Source organism: Ereboglobus sp. PH5-5 (assembly GCF_029504805.1).
Taxonomy (GTDB): Bacteria; Verrucomicrobiota; Verrucomicrobiia; order Opitutales; family Opitutaceae; genus Ereboglobus.
In genome coordinates this window covers 1-16,578 of record NZ_JAQFIT010000014.1, presented here as the reverse complement: position 1 = coordinate 16,578, position 16,578 = coordinate 1, and the positions used below count along the sequence as shown (strand labels likewise).

Annotated in this window: 16 protein-coding genes and 1 tRNA gene; 6 read left to right on the top strand and 11 right to left on the bottom strand. The window is 61.1% G+C overall.

The window, feature by feature from the left end; translation table 11 throughout:
* The first annotated feature begins 207 nt into the window (after positions 1–207).
* Positions 208–283, top strand: a tRNA-Phe gene (locus M2103_RS10090).
* A 78-nt stretch (positions 284–361) separates the two neighbouring features.
* On the opposite strand, the gene lgt is transcribed toward M2103_RS10090, so the two are convergent.
* A complete protein-coding gene (lgt, locus tag M2103_RS10085; RefSeq protein WP_277510361.1) occupies positions 362–1,216 on the bottom strand; it encodes a prolipoprotein diacylglyceryl transferase in 855 nt (284 codons plus the stop codon).
* A gap of 183 nt (positions 1,217–1,399) precedes the next feature.
* Between lgt and M2103_RS10080 the strand changes: the two genes are divergently transcribed.
* Together M2103_RS10080 and menB are read left to right on the top strand one after the other, a co-directional pair.
* A complete protein-coding gene (locus M2103_RS10080; protein ID WP_277510359.1) occupies positions 1,400–2,644 on the top strand; it encodes a phospholipase A in 1,245 nt (414 codons plus the stop codon).
* A gap of 85 nt (positions 2,645–2,729) precedes the next feature.
* Positions 2,730–3,572: a 1,4-dihydroxy-2-naphthoyl-CoA synthase gene (menB, locus tag M2103_RS10075; RefSeq protein ID WP_277510358.1), complete on the top strand. Its 843-nt coding sequence runs from the start codon at positions 2,730–2,732 to the stop codon at positions 3,570–3,572.
* A gap of 71 nt (positions 3,573–3,643) precedes the next feature.
* Here the strand turns inward: menB and M2103_RS10070 are convergent, their stop codons facing one another.
* The 4 genes from M2103_RS10070 to M2103_RS10055 form a co-directional block, all read right to left on the bottom strand.
* Positions 3,644–4,117, bottom strand: a complete 474-nt coding sequence (locus M2103_RS10070) for a MauE/DoxX family redox-associated membrane protein (RefSeq protein WP_277510357.1) — start codon at positions 4,115–4,117, stop codon at positions 3,644–3,646.
* On the bottom strand, positions 4,114–4,551 hold the full coding sequence (locus M2103_RS10065; RefSeq protein ID WP_277510355.1) for a rhodanese-like domain-containing protein: 438 nt from the start codon (positions 4,549–4,551) through the stop codon (positions 4,114–4,116). The genes M2103_RS10070 and M2103_RS10065 overlap by 4 nt, the downstream gene beginning before the upstream one ends.
* 60 nt (positions 4,552–4,611) lie before the next feature.
* Positions 4,612–5,283: a DUF1573 domain-containing protein gene (locus M2103_RS10060; RefSeq protein WP_277510354.1), complete on the bottom strand. Its 672-nt coding sequence runs from the start codon at positions 5,281–5,283 to the stop codon at positions 4,612–4,614.
* 89 nt (positions 5,284–5,372) lie between these two features.
* On the bottom strand, positions 5,373–6,515 hold the full coding sequence (locus tag M2103_RS10055) for an esterase (RefSeq protein WP_277510352.1): 1,143 nt from the start codon (positions 6,513–6,515) through the stop codon (positions 5,373–5,375).
* A gap of 125 nt (positions 6,516–6,640) precedes the next feature.
* On the opposite strand from M2103_RS10055, the gene M2103_RS10050 reads away from it, so the two are divergent.
* The 3 genes from M2103_RS10050 (at position 6,641) to M2103_RS10040 (ending at position 9,582) form a co-directional block, all read left to right on the top strand.
* Positions 6,641–7,270, top strand: a complete 630-nt coding sequence (locus M2103_RS10050) for a glycerol-3-phosphate acyltransferase (RefSeq protein WP_161554678.1) — start codon at positions 6,641–6,643, stop codon at positions 7,268–7,270.
* A 133-nt stretch (positions 7,271–7,403) separates the two neighbouring features.
* A complete protein-coding gene (locus M2103_RS10045) occupies positions 7,404–9,080 on the top strand; it encodes an aminotransferase class V-fold PLP-dependent enzyme (protein ID WP_277510351.1) in 1,677 nt (558 codons plus the stop codon).
* Between the two features lie 31 nt (positions 9,081–9,111).
* A complete protein-coding gene (locus M2103_RS10040) occupies positions 9,112–9,582 on the top strand; it encodes a zinc ribbon domain-containing protein (RefSeq protein WP_277510350.1) in 471 nt (156 codons plus the stop codon).
* Positions 9,583–9,764: 182 nt separating this feature from the next.
* Here M2103_RS10040 and M2103_RS10035 read toward each other — a convergent pair whose 3' ends face one another.
* The 6 genes from M2103_RS10035 to mce all read right to left on the bottom strand — a co-directional run bounded on the left by M2103_RS10035 (position 9,765) and on the right by mce (position 16,005).
* On the bottom strand, positions 9,765–11,342 hold the full coding sequence (locus M2103_RS10035) for an IMP dehydrogenase (RefSeq protein WP_277510349.1): 1,578 nt from the start codon (positions 11,340–11,342) through the stop codon (positions 9,765–9,767).
* Between the two features lie 125 nt (positions 11,343–11,467).
* Positions 11,468–12,763, bottom strand: coding sequence for an OmpP1/FadL family transporter (locus tag M2103_RS10030; RefSeq protein WP_277510348.1), 1,296 nt, complete (start codon positions 12,761–12,763; stop codon positions 11,468–11,470).
* A 255-nt stretch (positions 12,764–13,018) separates the two neighbouring features.
* Entirely contained in the window at positions 13,019–13,408 is a 390-nt protein-coding gene (locus M2103_RS10025) for an acetyl-CoA carboxylase biotin carboxyl carrier protein subunit (RefSeq protein WP_277510347.1), read from the bottom strand.
* A gap of 69 nt (positions 13,409–13,477) precedes the next feature.
* A complete protein-coding gene (locus M2103_RS10020; RefSeq protein WP_277510346.1) occupies positions 13,478–13,897 on the bottom strand; it encodes an OadG family transporter subunit in 420 nt (139 codons plus the stop codon).
* Between the two features lie 97 nt (positions 13,898–13,994).
* Complete coding sequence (locus M2103_RS10015; protein ID WP_277510345.1) at positions 13,995–15,548, bottom strand: carboxyl transferase domain-containing protein; 1,554 nt, start codon at positions 15,546–15,548, stop codon at positions 13,995–13,997.
* Between the two features lie 37 nt (positions 15,549–15,585).
* Positions 15,586–16,005 carry a methylmalonyl-CoA epimerase gene (mce, locus tag M2103_RS10010; RefSeq protein WP_277510343.1) on the bottom strand — a complete coding sequence of 140 codons (420 nt, stop codon included), beginning with the start codon at positions 16,003–16,005 and terminating at the stop codon, positions 15,586–15,588.
* Positions 16,006–16,578: the final 573 nt, after the last annotated feature.

Genomic DNA, 16,578 nt, shown 5'->3' with positions numbered 1-16,578 from the left:
CTGAGCAACAGGATGCCACGGCCTGTGGGCGGCGCAAGAGAAAGTGAAAAAGGTGCTCCTATTCGCTAAAAAACGGGATATTGCGCCGACGTTCGCGCCTCCGCCGACAGTCACAATCGCGCCCAATTTTGCGATATTGGCAACTTTGGTCTTGAGGCTTCGTTATTTTTTGCTTCCGTTCACCCTTCTTCCTTTGGGAAGCGCAATGGCAAGATAGCTCAGTTGGTAGAGCAGAGGACTGAAAATCCTCGTGTCCTCGGTTCGATTCCGAGTCTTGCCACCACTTTCGACCTCAAAAACTTCTACGGTTTTTGGGGTCTTTTTTTGCCCGTCCAAGAAGGGGCGTTTTCTGCCTGATGAATTATCGCTTGGATTTTTTTGCCGGAATTTCTTTTGCCTTGCGCGTCGAGTAAACAACCAGCGCCAGTCCGGCGGCGAACAGGAAGATCGAATAAAACGTGCCGCGGCTCAGCCCCCAGATTAGAGCGGCGTCGGGTTCGCGGAAATATTCGCAAACGCAGCGAGCCACCGCATACAGCGCGAGGAATTCGCCGCCGAGCCGCCCCGGCTGTTTGCGTGCGACATCGGTGCGCCAGAACCGCCATTGCACGAACGCGAGCAGCAACGCGCCTTCCAGCGCGGCTTCGTAAAGTTGCGATGGGTGGCGCGGATGGGAGCCGCCGTCGGTGGCGGCGAAAACCACGCCCCATGTGCCGTCGGTCAATTTGCCCCAAAGCTCGCCGTTGAGGTAATTGGCGATGCGCCCGAGCATCAGGCCGAGCGATGCGATCGTGGCCACCAGGTCGCCGATGTGCAGGAATGGGATTTTGTTGTGCCGCGCAAACCACACGAGCGCGAGAACGACTCCGATAAATCCGCCATGGCTTGCCATGCCGCCCTCCCACACCCGGAAAAACACGAGCGGGTTTTGCGCCAAGTCGCCCGGCCTGTAGAAAATAAAATAGCCCAGTCGCGCGCCGATGAACACGCCGAGCACCAGCGCGATGATCAAGTCCCACACTTTTTCCGCGGGCAGCAGCGAGCGGGGCGGGGTTGCCTTTGCGTAGCGGGTGAGCAACCACGCGCCGCCGAGAAAACCGAGCACATACGCCAGCCCATACCAGCGCAGGCCGATTCCATCCGCGATTTCAAAAATATAGTGGTGCGGTTTGTGTATCCAGATTTTGGCGAGCAGCAGGTGCATGGGCGTTTTCATGAGAGCACAAAGTGCCCGCCAATAAATCAAGCAGGGAAATCGCCGCCCGCGTTTGTTTGCCGGTTTCTGTGTTGCTCGCGCATGCCGCCCGCCATGCCTTGCGTAACCAAAAACATGCTAAAAATAATGTGATTCGCGGACAAAGGCTTGCCCGCGGACGGGGCGCCTCATTCCGTTAACCAAATGAAAATCGCCACTCAAATCGCCAAACTGCTCACGGTGCACTGCATCGCGTTTGCTGCCGTCGCGGATGTGCTGGCGAACACGCCCGCCCTTGATGCGCCGTCGCCCATCGTGTTCAGCCTGCTCGCGCCGTCCGGGGCCGTGGGCGCCGGCGACACGATTAACGTCAATCTGGTTGCGCTTAATACCGCCGATTACTCGGTGGATTTTGAGGCGCCCGCGTCGCTCCAGGGCGAATTGTCCGTCGCTAAGGGCGCGCCCATTCCTGTCGCGCTCCAGATTCACCCGAAGGATGTTCGCGGTGTCGAGCGCATCACCACGCGCGGATTTGTCTCCTGCACTTACACACTCGCGCTTCCCAATGGCGCGGTTGGCGGGGGGATATTGACGCTGCGCGAGCCGCCGTCCGTGCGCGCGGCCATCGAAATAAAACCCGCCTCCGCGCAGGCCTCCGATGCCGCCGACACCGCGCCGCTCGATAGCCTGCAGCCGCCGCCCGTGGTCAAAAAAATCAAGCGCAGTTTCCTTGAGAACTTCTCCACCTACGAGCCGGTTTATTTCATTTACGGGCCCGATGATCCCGCCGCGAAATTTCAGTTCAGCTTCATGTATCGGATACTCGCCGACGAGGGGTATCTGGCGCGAAAGTTTCCCGTGCTCAAGGGGCTGAGCTTTGCATACACGCAGCGCTCGCTTTGGGACATCGAGGGCGACTCCTCGCCCTTTTACGACACGAGCTACATGCCCGAGTTGTTTTGCGCCTACATGATGCCCGCCGAAAAAACAAAGGGCGGCGGTTTCAACTGGCTCGGCTGGCAGGCGGGGATTGGGCACGAATCCAACGGCCGCGACGGCGACGCTTCCCGCAGCATGAACAAGGTGTCGGCGCGCGCGCTTGTGTCCTTTGGCAATCTCGACGGATGGCGGATGATCCTGATGCCGAGAATATGGGGATACATCGGCGACATGAGCGACAATCCCGATCTCGACGATTATCGCGGTTACGGCGACCTCACGGTCACTCTCGGCAAGAACGACAGCGTCAACCTGGTCGTTCACATGCGCGCCGGGCAGCGCCTCAAAAAGGGCGCGGTGCAGGTCGATCTCACTTATCCGCTGGATGCCGTTTTCAAAAACTTCGCCGGCTACTTCATGATTCAATACTGGAATGGCTACGGCGAAAGCCTGCTCAACTACGACAAACGCACCGACACAATCCGCTTTGGCATCTCCTTGGTTCGGTGAGCGGATTTGGCGGGCGCGCAACCGTTGACGCGGCGCGCCGCGGACTGCATTGTGCGCGCTTCAATATTCTTTTTTTCTCATACAAATGAGCACCGCCGACATCACTTGGAAACCCGTTAAAAATTATGCCGACATCCTTTATCACAAGGCTGATGGTATTGCGAAAATCACGATCAACCGCCCCGAAAAGCGAAACGCCTTTCGGCCTCAAACGGTGTTTGAAATGTATGACGCCTTCGCCGACGCGCGCGAGGACCAGTCAATCGGCGTGGTGCTCCTCACCGGCGCAGGGCCGCACACCGACGGCAAATACGCGTTTTGCGCGGGCGGCGACCAAAGTGTGCGCGGCCACGCCGGCTACGTGGGCGACGACGGTGTGCCGCGCCTCAACGTGCTCGACCTGCAAAAACTCATTCGCTCGATGCCCAAGGTCGTCATCGCGCTCGTCGCCGGTTACGCCGTCGGCGGCGGTCACGTCCTGCACCTCGTGTGCGACCTCACCATCGCGGCGGACAACGGTATCTTTTCCCAAGTCGGCCCGAAGATGGGCAGTTTCGACGGCGGCTTCGGATCGAGTTATCTGGCGCGCATCGTCGGCCAGAAAAAGGCGCGCGAAATCTGGTATCTTTGCCGTCAATACACCGCGGCGCAGGCGCTCGACATGGGCCTTGTCAACGCGGTCGTTCCCGTCGCGCAACTCGAGGCCGAGGGCGTGAAGTGGGCGCGTGAAATCCTCACGCACAGTCCGCTCGCCATCCGCTGCCTCAAGAGCGCGTTCAATGCCGACGTGGACGGCCAGAGCGGAATCCAGGAGCTCGCCGGCAACGCCACGCTGCTCTACTACATGACCGACGAGGCCAAGGAGTTTCACAGCGCCCAGCGCGAAAAGCGCAAACCCGACGCCCGCAAATTCCCCTGGCTCCCGTAGCACGGCGAAAAAACGCATTGGGTAGGGCGAACCGTCCCGGTGAGCCGGGAATGTTCGCCCTACCTAAAACTCTACGCGGGTTTGGCCGTTTGTGCCGCATGGCGGAGAAACATTGCTCCGCAAACAAAGGCCAGAATCGCGGCGCGCGCGAGGCTGACGAGCAGCGCGGCGCGCCCGGTGTCGCCATCGCCGAAACAGCCGCAGGAAATATCGAGGCCGCGCGCCAGGGCGCTGACAATCATCGCGGTGAAGACGACGCTGCACGCGGTGAGGATCGCGAGCGCGCCGCCGCGCAAGCCGCGAATGAAAATCGCGCACGCGCAGCCAATCTCGATCCACGGCAGCCAGAGCGCCGTGATGACGGCGAGCGTGCGCGGCACGACGCGATACAGTTCGATGGCGTGAGCGAAGGCGGCGGGATCGCTGACTTTCGACACGCCCGCGTAAAGAAAGACGCCCGCGATGATGAGAAGCGTGAGCGAGGCGGTGATGCGCGCGGGCACCGTGTTTGCAATGCCGGCGGGGGTGGAATTGTTGTTGTTCATCGCGCGCGCCAGCCTCCCTTCAGGATAAACACGTTTGTGAGCGCGAGTTCTCGCCGGATGCGTTCGGCCACGGTGCGGCTGGTGTCGCAGAGCGCGTCGTCGCAATAAACAACAACGCGCGTTTCAGCGGCGCGCCCGAGCTCCTCGATGATTGCGGGGAGCTGTTGCTCCCAATGCGCCGGGTTGAGCGGCAGCGCGCCGGGTGCGTGCGAGGCCGCGTGGGATTCCGAGGGGCGCGCGTCGATGAGAAGAATGCGAGGCTGCGATGTCGCCGCGCCGGCCTCGCGTTGCCATGCGTAAACTTGCGCCCACGTGGTTTCGTCGCCGGCGAGTGGCGGGTCGTCAAAAAGCTCGCGGTGCATGAACCCCGAAATCAGCGCCGGAACGGCGGCGAGCACGAGGAGAATGAGGGCTTGGCGGAGGAGCGGACGCATCAGCTATGGGGTGGGGCGAAGCCTCCGTCTGAGCCGCGGCCCCGTCCTGTCAAATCGATTTCAGCGGACTTGCGCATAGGCGGTGAGCGTCGTTCCGGCGGGAAGCGGCGCGGCGGTTTTCAGGGTGATGACGGCGAGGCGCGGCGTGGCGATGTCTCGCGGCGTGACGTCGAGCTGGTAGTGGCGTCCGGGTTCGATCGCGACAAGCGCGAGGTCGAAGTTGTCGCGGCTGCATGTCGCGTCCGTGATTTCAACGGGCGTGGCAAAGTTGATTTTTATGTCGATGGATTTTGTGGAGGCGGAATTTTCGCTTTTCCAAAAAACGAGTCGCGGCGCGATGGTGAGCGGTTCGGGCAGATTGGCGCGGAGCGTGAGTTCGTAGGTGTTGTTGCGCGATTCGTCGGTCGTGATCGTGATGGTGCGCGCGACTTCGCCGACGAGTCCGGTGCGGTCAAACTTGACGAGCATCTTGCCCGTTTCGCCGGGCGCGAGTGTTTCCCTGTCGATCACGGGCGCGAGGCAGCCGCACCCGGCGCGGGCGTTTGTGATGCTGACGGGTGCCGTTCCTGAATTTTTGAAAATGAATTCATAGGGCGGGAGCGTCTCGCCGATTTCGGCGCGCTGCTCGATTTCGGTGCGCTCCCAGTCGATGGCGCGGAGCGCGGGGAGCAGAAAAAACACGGCGACGCACAAGCGGACGCCGATGTTTCGTTTCCAGGGTGGCACGGGCATTCTTATCCGTGCCGTGGCTCGCGCGCCCCTTCCCGCGCAGACAGGAATGTCTGTGCCACCTTGGCCGGGCGTTGATAGAAAATCCTTTTTCATTTCTTGAAGAGCATCGGCGCGAACTCGGCGAGGTAGCGGCGCCAGTTGCGGAAGGTGTGGCCGAGGTCGGTGACGACGTAATAGAGCGGGGCGTCGGGCGCCTTGTCTTTCAGCCAGCTCACGGCCTGGTCGTTTGCGGTGAGGAGTTGGTCCGTGTTGCCGCAGGCGATCCAGAGAAGGCGAATTTGTTTCGCGGTGGTGTCGTTGAAATGTGGATACGCCGCGTCGAGATCCCCGGGCAGGCCGCCGGAGCTGAATGCGCCGATCCACGCGAATTTGTCGATGTGGTTAAGTCCGATGTTGAGCGACTCGGCACCGCCCATCGAGAGGCCGGCGATGGCGCGATCCTCGCGCGCGGTCGACACGCGGTAGGCGGCCTCGACACGCGGAAGCACCTCGTCGAGAAGGATCGGCGTGAAGTCGCGGATGTTTTGCTCCCACAGGCCGGGCTTGGCGCGCATGCCCTGCCAGCCGGCGCGGACGACTTCCATCGTGCCGTAGCTGAGCGGCATGACGACGATCATGGGGCGCGCTTTTCCGGAGGCGATGAGGTTGTCGAGAATGATGTCGGCGCGGCCCGCGGTTGTCCATGCGGTGGCGTCGTCGCTGTATCCGTGCAGCAAATACAAAACGGGATAACGCGCGGAGGCGTCGGCGGGATCGTAGCCGGGCGGGGTGTAAACGATGAAGTCCCGGTCGTCGCCGGAGACCTTGGTCTTGAAGGAGTGGCGGTGCAGCGCGCCTCGCGGCGCGTCGGTGCGCTCCCATGCCTTCGGGGGCGCGCCGGCGGGGCTCGGCACGATGAGCTCGCTGGAGTTGTTTATGAGGTTGTATTTGAGGTGCGGATTTGCGGGGTCGGTAATCCGCACGCCATCGACGAGAAGGGAGTAGGCGTAAATGTCGGGCGCGAGGGGCGCGGTTGTGAATGTCCACACGCCGTCGTCGCCCTTGGCGAGCGCGGTATAGGGAATGCCTTCGCAGCGCAGCTCGACCGTGCGCGCGTCGGGCGCGCGGAGGCGAAACGTGGCCGACGAATCGGGATTGATTTCGGGCGCGCCCAGGGCGTCGGGTTGGGAGGCAAGGGCCAGGACTGCTGCGGGAATGAATACCATGGGGAGCGTGCGTTTGATCGTGTTCATGATGCGATTCGCCATCGCGGTGAAGTGTTTTGATTTTGGATAATTCGCAACGCCAAATAAATTTGCCGGATGGCATGGCGCGCATGTGTGTGCTTGCGAGCCGCGCCTTCCGCGCCCTAATTTTTTTGCATACTGAAAACATCCTAACCGCCGTCATGCCCGCATGGTCGAACATCGCGTTTATTGTCGCAGCCTATCTTATCGGTGGGCTGTCGCCCGGGTATTGGCTGGCCAGAAAGCGCGGCGGAGTCGACATTCGCGAAATCGGCAGCGGGGCGACCGGGGCCACCAACGCCGGTCGCGTTCTCGGCAAGCGCGGTTTTTATACCGTTGTCCTCATCGACATACTCAAGGGTTTCCTTGTCGCGCTTGCCGCGAGTTATTTCATGGCCGACTCGCCCCCGGCATGGCGGTGCGCCGCGGCCTACGCCGTTGTCGCAGGGCACATCTGGCCGGTCTGGCTCGGCTTTCGCGGAGGCAAGGGCGTGGCCACTTTTTACGGCGCATGGTGTCCGCTGGCGGGCGGGCAGGGTTTTATTCCCGCCGCGATTTGCATCGTGCTCGCGCTCGCGCTCAAGCCGGTTTTCCGCCGCTCCTTTTCGGTTTCGTGGCTCGTCACGCATGCGCTTTTTCCCGTGATTGCCTGGTGGCTCTGGCGTGATCCCGCCTCCACGCTCATTTGCGCGGCAATGATTCTCACACTCTGGATTTCCCATCGCGCAAACATTCTTGCCGTGCTTGGAAAAAAAGCGTGACCGGAACGGCGGGCGGGGCGGTTGGCAGTCCTTCCAGTAACACTTTTACGCACATCCCCCCGGTGAGAGCGCTTTGTTTTTCCCCTTTCCACCCCGCGCACTTTCCCTTTTATTGCCACACTTTCTTACCACCATGGCCGACAAAAACGACCAAACTGAATATATTTACAAAATCGCGACCGAAGATTGGGAAATTGAGCAAATCCACCGCCTCAATTACCGCACCTTCGTCGAGGAAATTCCCCAGCACGCCCCGAACACCGACGAGCGCCTCGTGGATCGTTTTCACGCCGAAAACACCTACATCATTTGCCTGCAGGATCGCCGCCTCATGGGAATGCTCGCCATTCGCGGCACGCGCCCCTTTTCCATCGACAGCAAGCTCGCCAATCTCGACGCATACCTGCCCACCGGCCGTTCCGCCTGCGAAGTGCGTCTGCTCGCCGTCGAGCCCGACGCGCGCAAAACCGTCGTCTTCCCAAAGCTCTTCGAGCACGCCGTGCGCCACTGCCTCCACAACGGCTACGACATCTGCATCATTTCCGCCACCACGCGCCAGCTGAAACTCTACCGGCATCTCGGCTTCGTTCCCTTCGGCCCCCTCGTCGGCTCCGAGCAGGCGCAATACCAGCCCATGTATCTGACGCTGGAAAACTTCGGCCGCACCCTTGAAAAAAGCACCGTGCTCCGCAGCTCCTTTGTCGAGGGGCCCGCCCCCGAGCAGCACGTCCTCAACTTCCTTCCCGGCCCCGTCCCCACCTCCTCCGAGGTTCGCCAGGCGCTCTCCGGCCCCGCCATCTCGCACCGCAGCAAGCTGTTTATCACCCGCATGGCCGACATTCGCGCGCGCCTCTGCAAGCTCACCGGCGCGGCCGATGTCCAGATCATGCTCGGCTCCGGCACCATCGCCAACGCCACTGTCGCCAATCAGCTCGCCCTTCTCGGCACCACCGGTCTCATCCTCTCCAACGGCGAATTCGGCGAACGCCTCGCAGGCAACGCCCGCAACGCCGGACTCCGCTACGACTGGCTCCAGCTTCCCTGGGGGCACACCTTCGACATGGCCGAGGTCACCCGCCTCGCCGAGCGCCTCCCCGCCGGCGGCTGGATCTGGTTTGTCCATCACGAAACGTCCACCGGCATCATGAACCCGCTGGACGCGCTCAAAAAACTCGCCGACCGCCTTAACCTCCACCTCTGCGCCGACTGCATCAGCTCCATCGGCGCCATGCCCGTGGATCTTCATGGCATGTATCTGGCGACCTGCGCCTCCGGCAAGGGCCTCGGCAGCTTCCCCGGCATCGCGATGGTGTTTCATAATTACAAACCCGAGCCTCACCCCGACCGCTTCCCCGGCTATCTCGATCTCGGCCACTGGTTCGAAAACCAAAGCGTGCCCCACACCCATTCCACAAACCTCGTCGCCGCGCTCGACATCGCCGTGCAGCAAGCCACGCCCGAGCGCATGCAACAAATCGCCGACAACGCCAAGTGGCTCCGCGAACAACTCCAGAGTCTCGGTTTCCAGCTCGCCGCGTCCGAGGACGTCGCCAGCCCCGGCATCATGACGATCCTGCCGGTCAAGGAAATGTCCGCCGCCGAGCTCGGCGAGGAACTTGAAATGCGCGGTTTCTGGCTCAGCTACCGCAGCCAATATTTGCTAAACCACAACTGGATACAGGCGGCGCTGCTCGGCAACCCGAGCCGCGAATCCCTGGAAAAACTCGTGCACATGCTCAGCGTGGTCTGCCGCCGCACGCCGGAGGCGAAGGCGACAATCGCCGCCGCGGCGAAGGCGGTGAAGAGTTAGGCAGCCCGCAATCATTTCCACAAATACCCCGATGCAAAATCCCGATGCCAGCAACAACGTCCGCATCGAAGACGTGACAGCTCGGGATTCTGAGATCGAGAATGATCTGGAGTGGATGATTTGCCCCTGTTGCCACCAGCACAACGCGCCGCATGCCAATTTCTGCGTTGCATGTGGCGCCCCTATAAGCGCCACTGCCGCAATCGCGCCATTTGAGCGCATCTTTGCGGAAGGTTTTCTGTTGCGGGAGGCGGCATTCGGCAAACACACCAAACTGTTCACAGTAATAGCCGTATGGCTGATATTTTTCCCGATGATGGTGAGCGTTATTGGTCTTTTTATATTAGTTCCCCGCTTATATTGGCTGGATCCAGGGCTTCTTGTTGGTGACATCGCAATGCTCTTTATGCTGACATGGATAGCCTTGCTCCTTTACCGCGTGACCCAAAATTACATTGGGCAAAACCAATCCCCGCCAGACAGTCCGCCGCCTTCCGACTAATGCGCAGTATAACGGCACCGCACATTTCGCCATTAGAGCTTTTTGGGGTTGCTCTGTCGCATTTTGAGGTAGGGCGAAGCCTCTGGCTGAGCCGCAACATTCTCGGCTCACCGAGACGGTTCGCCCTACCTCAAAATGCGACAGAATAAACCGAAATACTCCACCGTGATCGATGGTCAGCTTTACTGCTTGCGCGTGGAGACTTCGATCACGTCGTGGGGGGAGGCCTCTTTTTGGCCGGCCGGGCTCACTCGCATGTAGCGGGCGTTGGCGCGGAGCTCGGGAAGGGTTTGTGCTCCGAGATAACCCATGCCGCTTTGGATGCCGCCGATGAGGTTGCCGAGGACGTCGTCCGTCGAGCCGGACACTTCCTTGAGCGCCTCGATGCCCTCGGCGGTGAGTTTGCGCGCGGTGTCGTTTTTGTCGTGCCCGTAACGGGCCGCGCTGCCGGCTTTCATCGCGGCGAGCGTGCCCATGCCGCGGTATTGTTTGTAGAATTTGCCGTTGATTTCCATGATTTCACCCGGGGCTTCGCGGCAGCCGGCGAGCAGCCCGCCGAGGATGACGCTGTCGGCGAGGGTGAGCGCCTTGACGATGTCGCCGGACTTGGTGATGCCGCCGTCGGCGATGATGCGCACGCCCTTGGCGGCGGCGCCCTTCGATGCGGTGTAGAGCGCGGTGAGCTGCGGGATGCCGATTCCGGCGACGATGCGCGTGGTGCAGATGGAGCCGGGGCCCTGGCCAACCTTGATGGCGCTTGCGCCGCAGTCGGCGAGGTATTCCACGCCGGAGGCGCTGGTGACGTTGCCCGCGATGATGGTGAGCTCGGGGAAGGCGTCGCGGACGAGCTTGACCATGTCGCCCACGCCGGCGGTGTGGCCGTGCGCGGTGGAGATGGCGACGACGTCCACGTTTTCGGCGACGAGCGCGGAGACGTGCGAGACGATTTTTTCGCGGTCGAGCGAGCCGTCGGGGTTGCGGACGGGGCCGATGGCGGCGCCGACGACGAGGCGGAAATTGGCGTCGCGGGCGGGTTTGCGCTGCGACTTGGCCTCGTCGGTGATGCTTTCAACGTCGCGGCTGGTGACCATGCCGCGGAGTTTGCCGGCGTCATCGACGACGAGCATTTTGTTGATGCCTATGTGCTGGTTGAAAAAGGTGTCGGCGGCCTTGATGGGGTTCTTGGTGACGGCGTTGATGTGCTCGGTGATGAGGTCGGCGCGCGGGGTCATGACATCGGCGATTTTTTTCGCCTTGTAGCGTTCCTTGACGACGTTGCCGGAGACGAGGCCGAGGAGGACGCCGTTTTCGTCGGTGACGGGGAAGGTTGAGAATGAGAACGTCTTTTGCTCGATGCGGGCGAGGAGGTCGCCGATGAGCATGTCGGGGCGGATGGTGATGGGGTCCTGGAGGAATCCGTGGATGTGGCGTTTGACGCGGGCGACTTCGCGGACCTGGTCCTTGGGCGTCATGTTGTAGTGAATGAGGCCCATGCCGCCGTTGAGGGCCATGGCGATGGCCATGCGCGACTCGGTGACGGTGTCCATGTCGGACGAGATGATGGGGATTTGCAGCCGGAGGGAGTCGGAGAGGCTGGTGGCGAGGTCGGTGTCGCGGGGGAGGATTTGGGAGTAGCGCGTGGCGAGCGAGACGTCGTCGAAGGTGAGGGCAACCGGGCGGTTGGCCTTGAAGAAATCGTCGGCGGCCAGATAAAAGTCTGCGTCGATCGGGTTGGTGGATATGTTGGCGGCCTGAGTCATGGTTGCCGTGAACGTATTAATGGCGGTCGAAAAAAGTGCAAGCGGTGTTTTGAAAAAAAGAAAAAGCGCGACGCTTTTGAGGGCGTCGCGCTTTGGCGGAGATTGTTTTCCTGTTCTGATTCTTATCAGAAGCGGCAGGCTATGCTGGCGGAAAAGATGTGCGCGTTACCGGTGTGAACCTTGGTGTTGAGAACGTGATCGGCTGTGCGCTCGCTGAAGGTGCTCTCCTTGATTTTGATGTAGCCGTAGGCGAAATCGAGGGTGACGGCCTTGCTGATTCTCCATCCGGCGCCGACGCTGAATATCTGGCGGTCGTTGGAGGGCACCATGTAATCGGCATATCTGGTGTTTACCGGATCCTTGTCGATCACGAAACCGGCGCGCAGGGCGAGGGCGTTGTTGAGCTGGTATTCACCGCCGAGGCTGTAGCGCCAGACATCTTTCCAGTGTTTTTCCGCCACGGAGACCGTGCTGTCAGGGAATGCCTGAATCGTGAGCTTGTCGTAGGAGCCCCAGTTTGTGCGGAGGGCTTGGAAGCCGATGTTGAGGGGCGCGATGGGCGAGTAGTTGACGCCGAAGGACCATGACTCGGGCAGGTCGATTTTACCCCATGCGTCGTTGCTGGTTTTCACACCAACGAGATTGGCCTTGGCGCCTGTGATCTTGGTGTCGAAGCCGGAACGGTAAACGATACCGAAGGCGAGTTGGTCGTTCACTTCATACTGGACGGAGAGGTTGTATCCGAATTCCCAGTCGTCACCTTCAAGGTAGAGGGGCGTGTAGGTGGGGCCGGCGCCGAGCAGCATCTGGCGTTTGATCGTGATATCAGTCCTGAGAATCGCGAGGCCGACGGCGACCGAGAGGTTTTTGGCCCAAGGCTGGTCGTGGACGAGGCGGTAGGCGAAGGTCGGCGACATCTCGACGGTTTCGATTTCCGTGTAGTAGTTGTTGTATGCGCCGGGCCAGACGATGGGTTCTTTTTCGAAGTCGCTCTTCAGTCCGTAGGGAACGAAGATGCCCATGCCGACCGCCATGTTGTCGTTGATGCGGTAGGTGGCGTAGATGTTCGGGATGACCGCGGTGTAGGAGTTCATCGAGGTTTTCTTTTCCCCGGAAACCTGGCCGTCGATGGAGCCCCATGTCGTCACGTCGATGTCAGGCATGATGAAGCTCAAGCCGGCTTTGATTTGGAGGCCGGGGAGCTGGGTGATTGCGGCGGGATTGGAGTAGAGCGCGCTGGCGTCGTCGTTGCGTCCGACGTTGGCGTTGGCCATGGCGAAACCGCGTGCATCGGTTTCGTAAATTGCAAAGCCTGCTCCGTGTGCCGTGCCGAGCGTGGCGACGAGGGCGACCGAGAGAGCGAGGGTGGACAGAAGGCTGCGCTTGGCGGCCTTGGCGTTTGGATGCATGGAAGTTTCCATAGTTTGGTTGTCTTGTTGGGTTTCCGTCCGCTGTTGAGCGATGGAGAGAGTTGTGAAGAAAGAGTTAATGCGCCGCTTATTGCAATGCAGAATTTATAACTGCAATTGTTTTGGAAGACGGTGTTTCCGCCTGAAAATAATGCGGTTGCGGGCGGAGCCGGTTTTCAGGGCGCGCATTATATGCCGGGAGGCGCAAAAAAACCGCCGGTTTTGAGCCGGCGGTTTTTGTTAATTGAAGTGTGTTTGGTCTGCGGCTTAGGCGTATTTGATGATGATTGCGCCTTCCTCGATGCCGTCGCCGACATTGGCGTGGATCGAGCCGATCTTGCCGGCTTTGGGGGCGTAGATGTAGGTGTTCATCTTCATGGCCTCGATGGTGGCGACTTGGGCGCCCTCGGCCACGTCCTGTCCGACTTTGACGTCGATGGAGACGACTTTGCCGGCGAGGGGGCTGGCGATGTCGCTTGCGCCGGCGGCGGCGGGCGCGGCCTTGGGAGCAGGCGCGGGCGTGGGCGCTGTGATTGGCGCGGACATGGGGGCGCTTTGCACGGGTGCCGTGGCGGCGGGCGCGGAGGCACCTTCATCCATGATTTCGACGAGGACGTCGTATGCTTTGCCTTCTACGGTAACGCGGAGCTTTTTCATATGTGATTTTCTGGTTTTGGTTAAATGGTTGTTGGTTGATGTGTGAGTGTTTTTCGTTTGGCCAGTTTTTTATCCCCGCGGGTTGTGCGAGGTGTAGATTTGGCGGCGGCCTTCGAGGGACCACATTTGCATGAGGGCCTCGACGGTGGGCGGCTTTGCGGTTTGCACCCCGGCGATTCGCGCCCTGGGGCCGAACACGGTGGCGACCGCGGCTGCGATCACCGCCAGTATTTGGGGCGAGGGCGTGTCGGTGCTGGCATTGGGCACTTCGACAACGAGCGGCGCGGGGGCCGCGGATTTGGCCTTTGCGCCGGCGGTTTTCTTTTCGTCCGGGTGCGTGGCGGCGAGGATTCGTCCGAAGAGGGCGATGAGCGCGATGAAGATTGCCACGCCGGAGAGGATTACCGCGAGGGCGATCCATTTGTTTCCGAACAGGACGGCGTCCTCGGGCGCTGCGGTTTGTGCGAGCAGGATGAGTGTGTTGGTCATGTATTCGTTTTGGTGCCCCGCCGTTCGTTGCGCGTGGCCGCGGACGGCGGGTTGTTACGAGCGGGTGACGTGATTATACGGTGGTCCGTCCGTTTTTTTAGAGCGGAATGTTGCCGTGCTTCTTGGGCGGGCGGGTTTCGCGTTTGCTGAGCGTGGCGCGCAGGGCCATGGCGACTTTGCCGCGCGTCTCGGAGGGTTCGATGACGTCGGTGATGAAGGCCTTGCTGGCGGCGCGGTAGGGCGCGGCAAACTTGGACTGGTATTCGGCGGCGAGCTCGGCGGCCTTGGCTTTCGGGTCGGGGGCGGCGGAGATTTCCCGTTTGAAGAGGATGTTGGCCGCGCCGGCCGCGCCCATGACGGCGATTTCCGCGGTGGGCCAGGCGAAGACCATGTCCGCGCCGAGGTCCTTGGGGCACATGGCGAGGTAGGCGCCGCCGTAGGCTTTGCGCATGATGACGGTGATTTTCGGCACGGTGGCGGCGGAGTAGGCGAAGAGCATTTTCGCGCCGTGGCGGATGATGCCGCCGCGTTCCTGCTGGATGCCGGGGAGGAAGCCGCCGGTGTCAACGAGGGTGAGCAGGGGGATGTTGAAGACGTTGCAGAAGCGGATGAAGCGGGCCGCCTTGTCCGAGGCGTCGATGTCGATGGTGCCGGCCTTGAAGTTGGGCTGGTTGGCGATGATGCCGACGACGATGCCCTGGATGCGACCGAAGCCGACGACCATGTTGCGGGCGAAGTCGCGCTGCACTTCGAGGAAGTCGGCGTTGTCCACGAGCCGTTCGATGACTTTCTTGACGTCGAAGCCTTCCTTGCCGTTCGAGGGCATGATCTCGTTGAGGACGGGGTCGGGTGTCATGTCGAGCGGCACGTTCATGTTGTGCGGCGGGTCCATGACGTTGTTCGAGGGGAGGAACGAGTGGAGTTTCTTGGCGATCTGCATGGCCTCAACGCCGCTGTCGGCGATGAAGTGGATGTTGCCGGAAACGGAGGCGTGGGTGACGGCGCTGCCGACGTCGTCCATGGTGACGGTCGCGCCGGTGGCGGCCTTGATGACTTCGGGGCCGCAGATGAACATTTGCGCGCCGTTTTTCGCCATGATGATGAAGTCGGTGAGGGCGGGCGAGTAGGCCGCGCCGCCCGCGCAGGGGCCGGCGATCACGGAGATTTGCGGCACAACGCCGGAGAGGAGGGTGTTGCGGAAGAAGATCTGGCCGTAGCCGGAGAGCGCCTCGTCGCCTTCCTGAATGCGGGCTCCGCCGGAGTCGTTGATGCCGACGACGGGCATGCCGGATTGTTTGGCGTAGTCGAGCAGGTCGCAGATTTTCTTGGCGTGCATGCGGCCCACGGCGCCGCCGCCGACGGTGAAGTCTTGCGCGAACGCGGCGATGGGGCGTCCGTCAACGTAGCCGATGGCGGTGATGACGCCGTCGGCGGCCATGTGCTTGTCGGCCATGCCGAAGTCGTGGCAGGAGTGTTCGACGTGGAGGCCGAGTTCGAGGAACTGGCCGCCGTCGAAGAACGAGGTGAGGCGTTCGCGGGCCGTGTGAAGGCCTTTTTTCTTGCGGGCCTCGAGTTTTTCCGGGCCGCCGCCCGAGAGGGCGATTTTGCGTTTTTCAGCGAGCTCTTCGAGCAGTTTAGGGGATATTGCCATGGTGAAAAATTAGGTTTGAAGGTTGGGAAATCGCTCCTCAGTGCTGCGCGCCGGGTTTGCTCATGCAGAACTCGGTGAGCACGCCGAAGGTGGATTTCGGATGGAGGAAGGCGACGAGTTTTTCGTGCGCGCCCTCGACGGGTGTTTCGTTGATGAGCCGCGCGCCGGCGCCGCTGGCCTGCGCGAGCTGGCCGGTGATGTCGTCGGTGGCGTAGGCGATATGGTGGATGCCGCCGTGGGGATTCTTTTCGAGAAACTTCGCGATCGGGCTGTCCGGCGAGGTGGGCTCGAGGAGCTCGATATTGACCTGGCCGCATGGGATGAATGCGGTGCGCACTTTTTGCGATGCGACTTCCTCGCGATGCGTGCATTTGAGGCCGAGGACTTTTTCATAATAGCCCAGTGCGGCGTCGATGGATGTGACTGCGATTCCCAAGTGGTCGATGTTCGTAATCATGGTAGGAAAGGGTCAATAAGATGATAGGTTTCGCCGCCTTGTAAACATAAAGTTTAACTGATGCCCTTCCGTGGGTGCATCTTAAAATTTTGCAGGGCAAGGTAGAGCGCGCTTGCGCCCGGGAGCGCGGGCGGGACGCCCGCAACATGGCGCGCCGCACAAACCTCCAAACCTGCGGGCAGGATGCCCGCGTTCCCGGGGCTCCCCCCGCCTGTGCCGCGTCAAAGTATTGCGAAATCTAATAGTGCATTTCTCCGTGGCTTTTAACTTTTTTGCGACGCGCGGCGCCTGTGCGGGGAAGGGGAGGGAAAATCAAGGCGGGGCGGCCTTGCTGCGGCAGAATGTAATATCCGCTCTACGAGTCTGCGAGGGGCCTGCCAAAAGGCATAAGAATCCTTTGGCGTATTAAAGCTTCCCGCGTGCCCATGGGCGCATCAGCGCGTTTTGGGGGAATGAATGTAGGATTTATCGCATGCGACTAGAGCAATTCCTAATTAATTAGTCGCATAATGTGCATGGGCGAAGAAGTTGTTGCATTGGCGCGCTGTGAAACTGCGCACCGACGCGGCAACG

What these genes read in the sequence shown, in the direction of transcription:
- lgt (WP_277510361.1), bottom strand. Translation starts at nt 1,216, where the DNA reads ATGAAAACGCCCATGCACCTGCTGCTCGCCAAAATCTGGATACACAAA.
- M2103_RS10080 (WP_277510359.1), top strand. Translation starts at nt 1,400, where the DNA reads ATGAAAATCGCCACTCAAATCGCCAAACTGCTCACGGTGCACTGCATC.
- menB (WP_277510358.1), top strand. Translation starts at nt 2,730, where the DNA reads ATGAGCACCGCCGACATCACTTGGAAACCCGTTAAAAATTATGCCGAC.
- M2103_RS10070 (WP_277510357.1), bottom strand. Translation starts at nt 4,117, where the DNA reads ATGAACAACAACAATTCCACCCCCGCCGGCATTGCAAACACGGTGCCC.
- M2103_RS10065 (WP_277510355.1), bottom strand. Translation starts at nt 4,551, where the DNA reads ATGCGTCCGCTCCTCCGCCAAGCCCTCATTCTCCTCGTGCTCGCCGCC.
- M2103_RS10060 (WP_277510354.1), bottom strand. Translation starts at nt 5,283, where the DNA reads ATGCCCGTGCCACCCTGGAAACGAAACATCGGCGTCCGCTTGTGCGTC.
- M2103_RS10055 (WP_277510352.1), bottom strand. Translation starts at nt 6,515, where the DNA reads ATGAACACGATCAAACGCACGCTCCCCATGGTATTCATTCCCGCAGCA.
- M2103_RS10045 (WP_277510351.1), top strand. Translation starts at nt 7,404, where the DNA reads ATGGCCGACAAAAACGACCAAACTGAATATATTTACAAAATCGCGACC.
- M2103_RS10040 (WP_277510350.1), top strand. Translation starts at nt 9,112, where the DNA reads ATGCAAAATCCCGATGCCAGCAACAACGTCCGCATCGAAGACGTGACA.
- M2103_RS10035 (WP_277510349.1), bottom strand. Translation starts at nt 11,342, where the DNA reads ATGACTCAGGCCGCCAACATATCCACCAACCCGATCGACGCAGACTTT.
- M2103_RS10030 (WP_277510348.1), bottom strand. Translation starts at nt 12,763, where the DNA reads ATGGAAACTTCCATGCATCCAAACGCCAAGGCCGCCAAGCGCAGCCTT.
- M2103_RS10025 (WP_277510347.1), bottom strand. Translation starts at nt 13,408, where the DNA reads ATGAAAAAGCTCCGCGTTACCGTAGAAGGCAAAGCATACGACGTCCTC.
- M2103_RS10020 (WP_277510346.1), bottom strand. Translation starts at nt 13,897, where the DNA reads ATGACCAACACACTCATCCTGCTCGCACAAACCGCAGCGCCCGAGGAC.
- M2103_RS10015 (WP_277510345.1), bottom strand. Translation starts at nt 15,548, where the DNA reads ATGGCAATATCCCCTAAACTGCTCGAAGAGCTCGCTGAAAAACGCAAA.
- mce (WP_277510343.1), bottom strand. Translation starts at nt 16,005, where the DNA reads ATGATTACGAACATCGACCACTTGGGAATCGCAGTCACATCCATCGAC.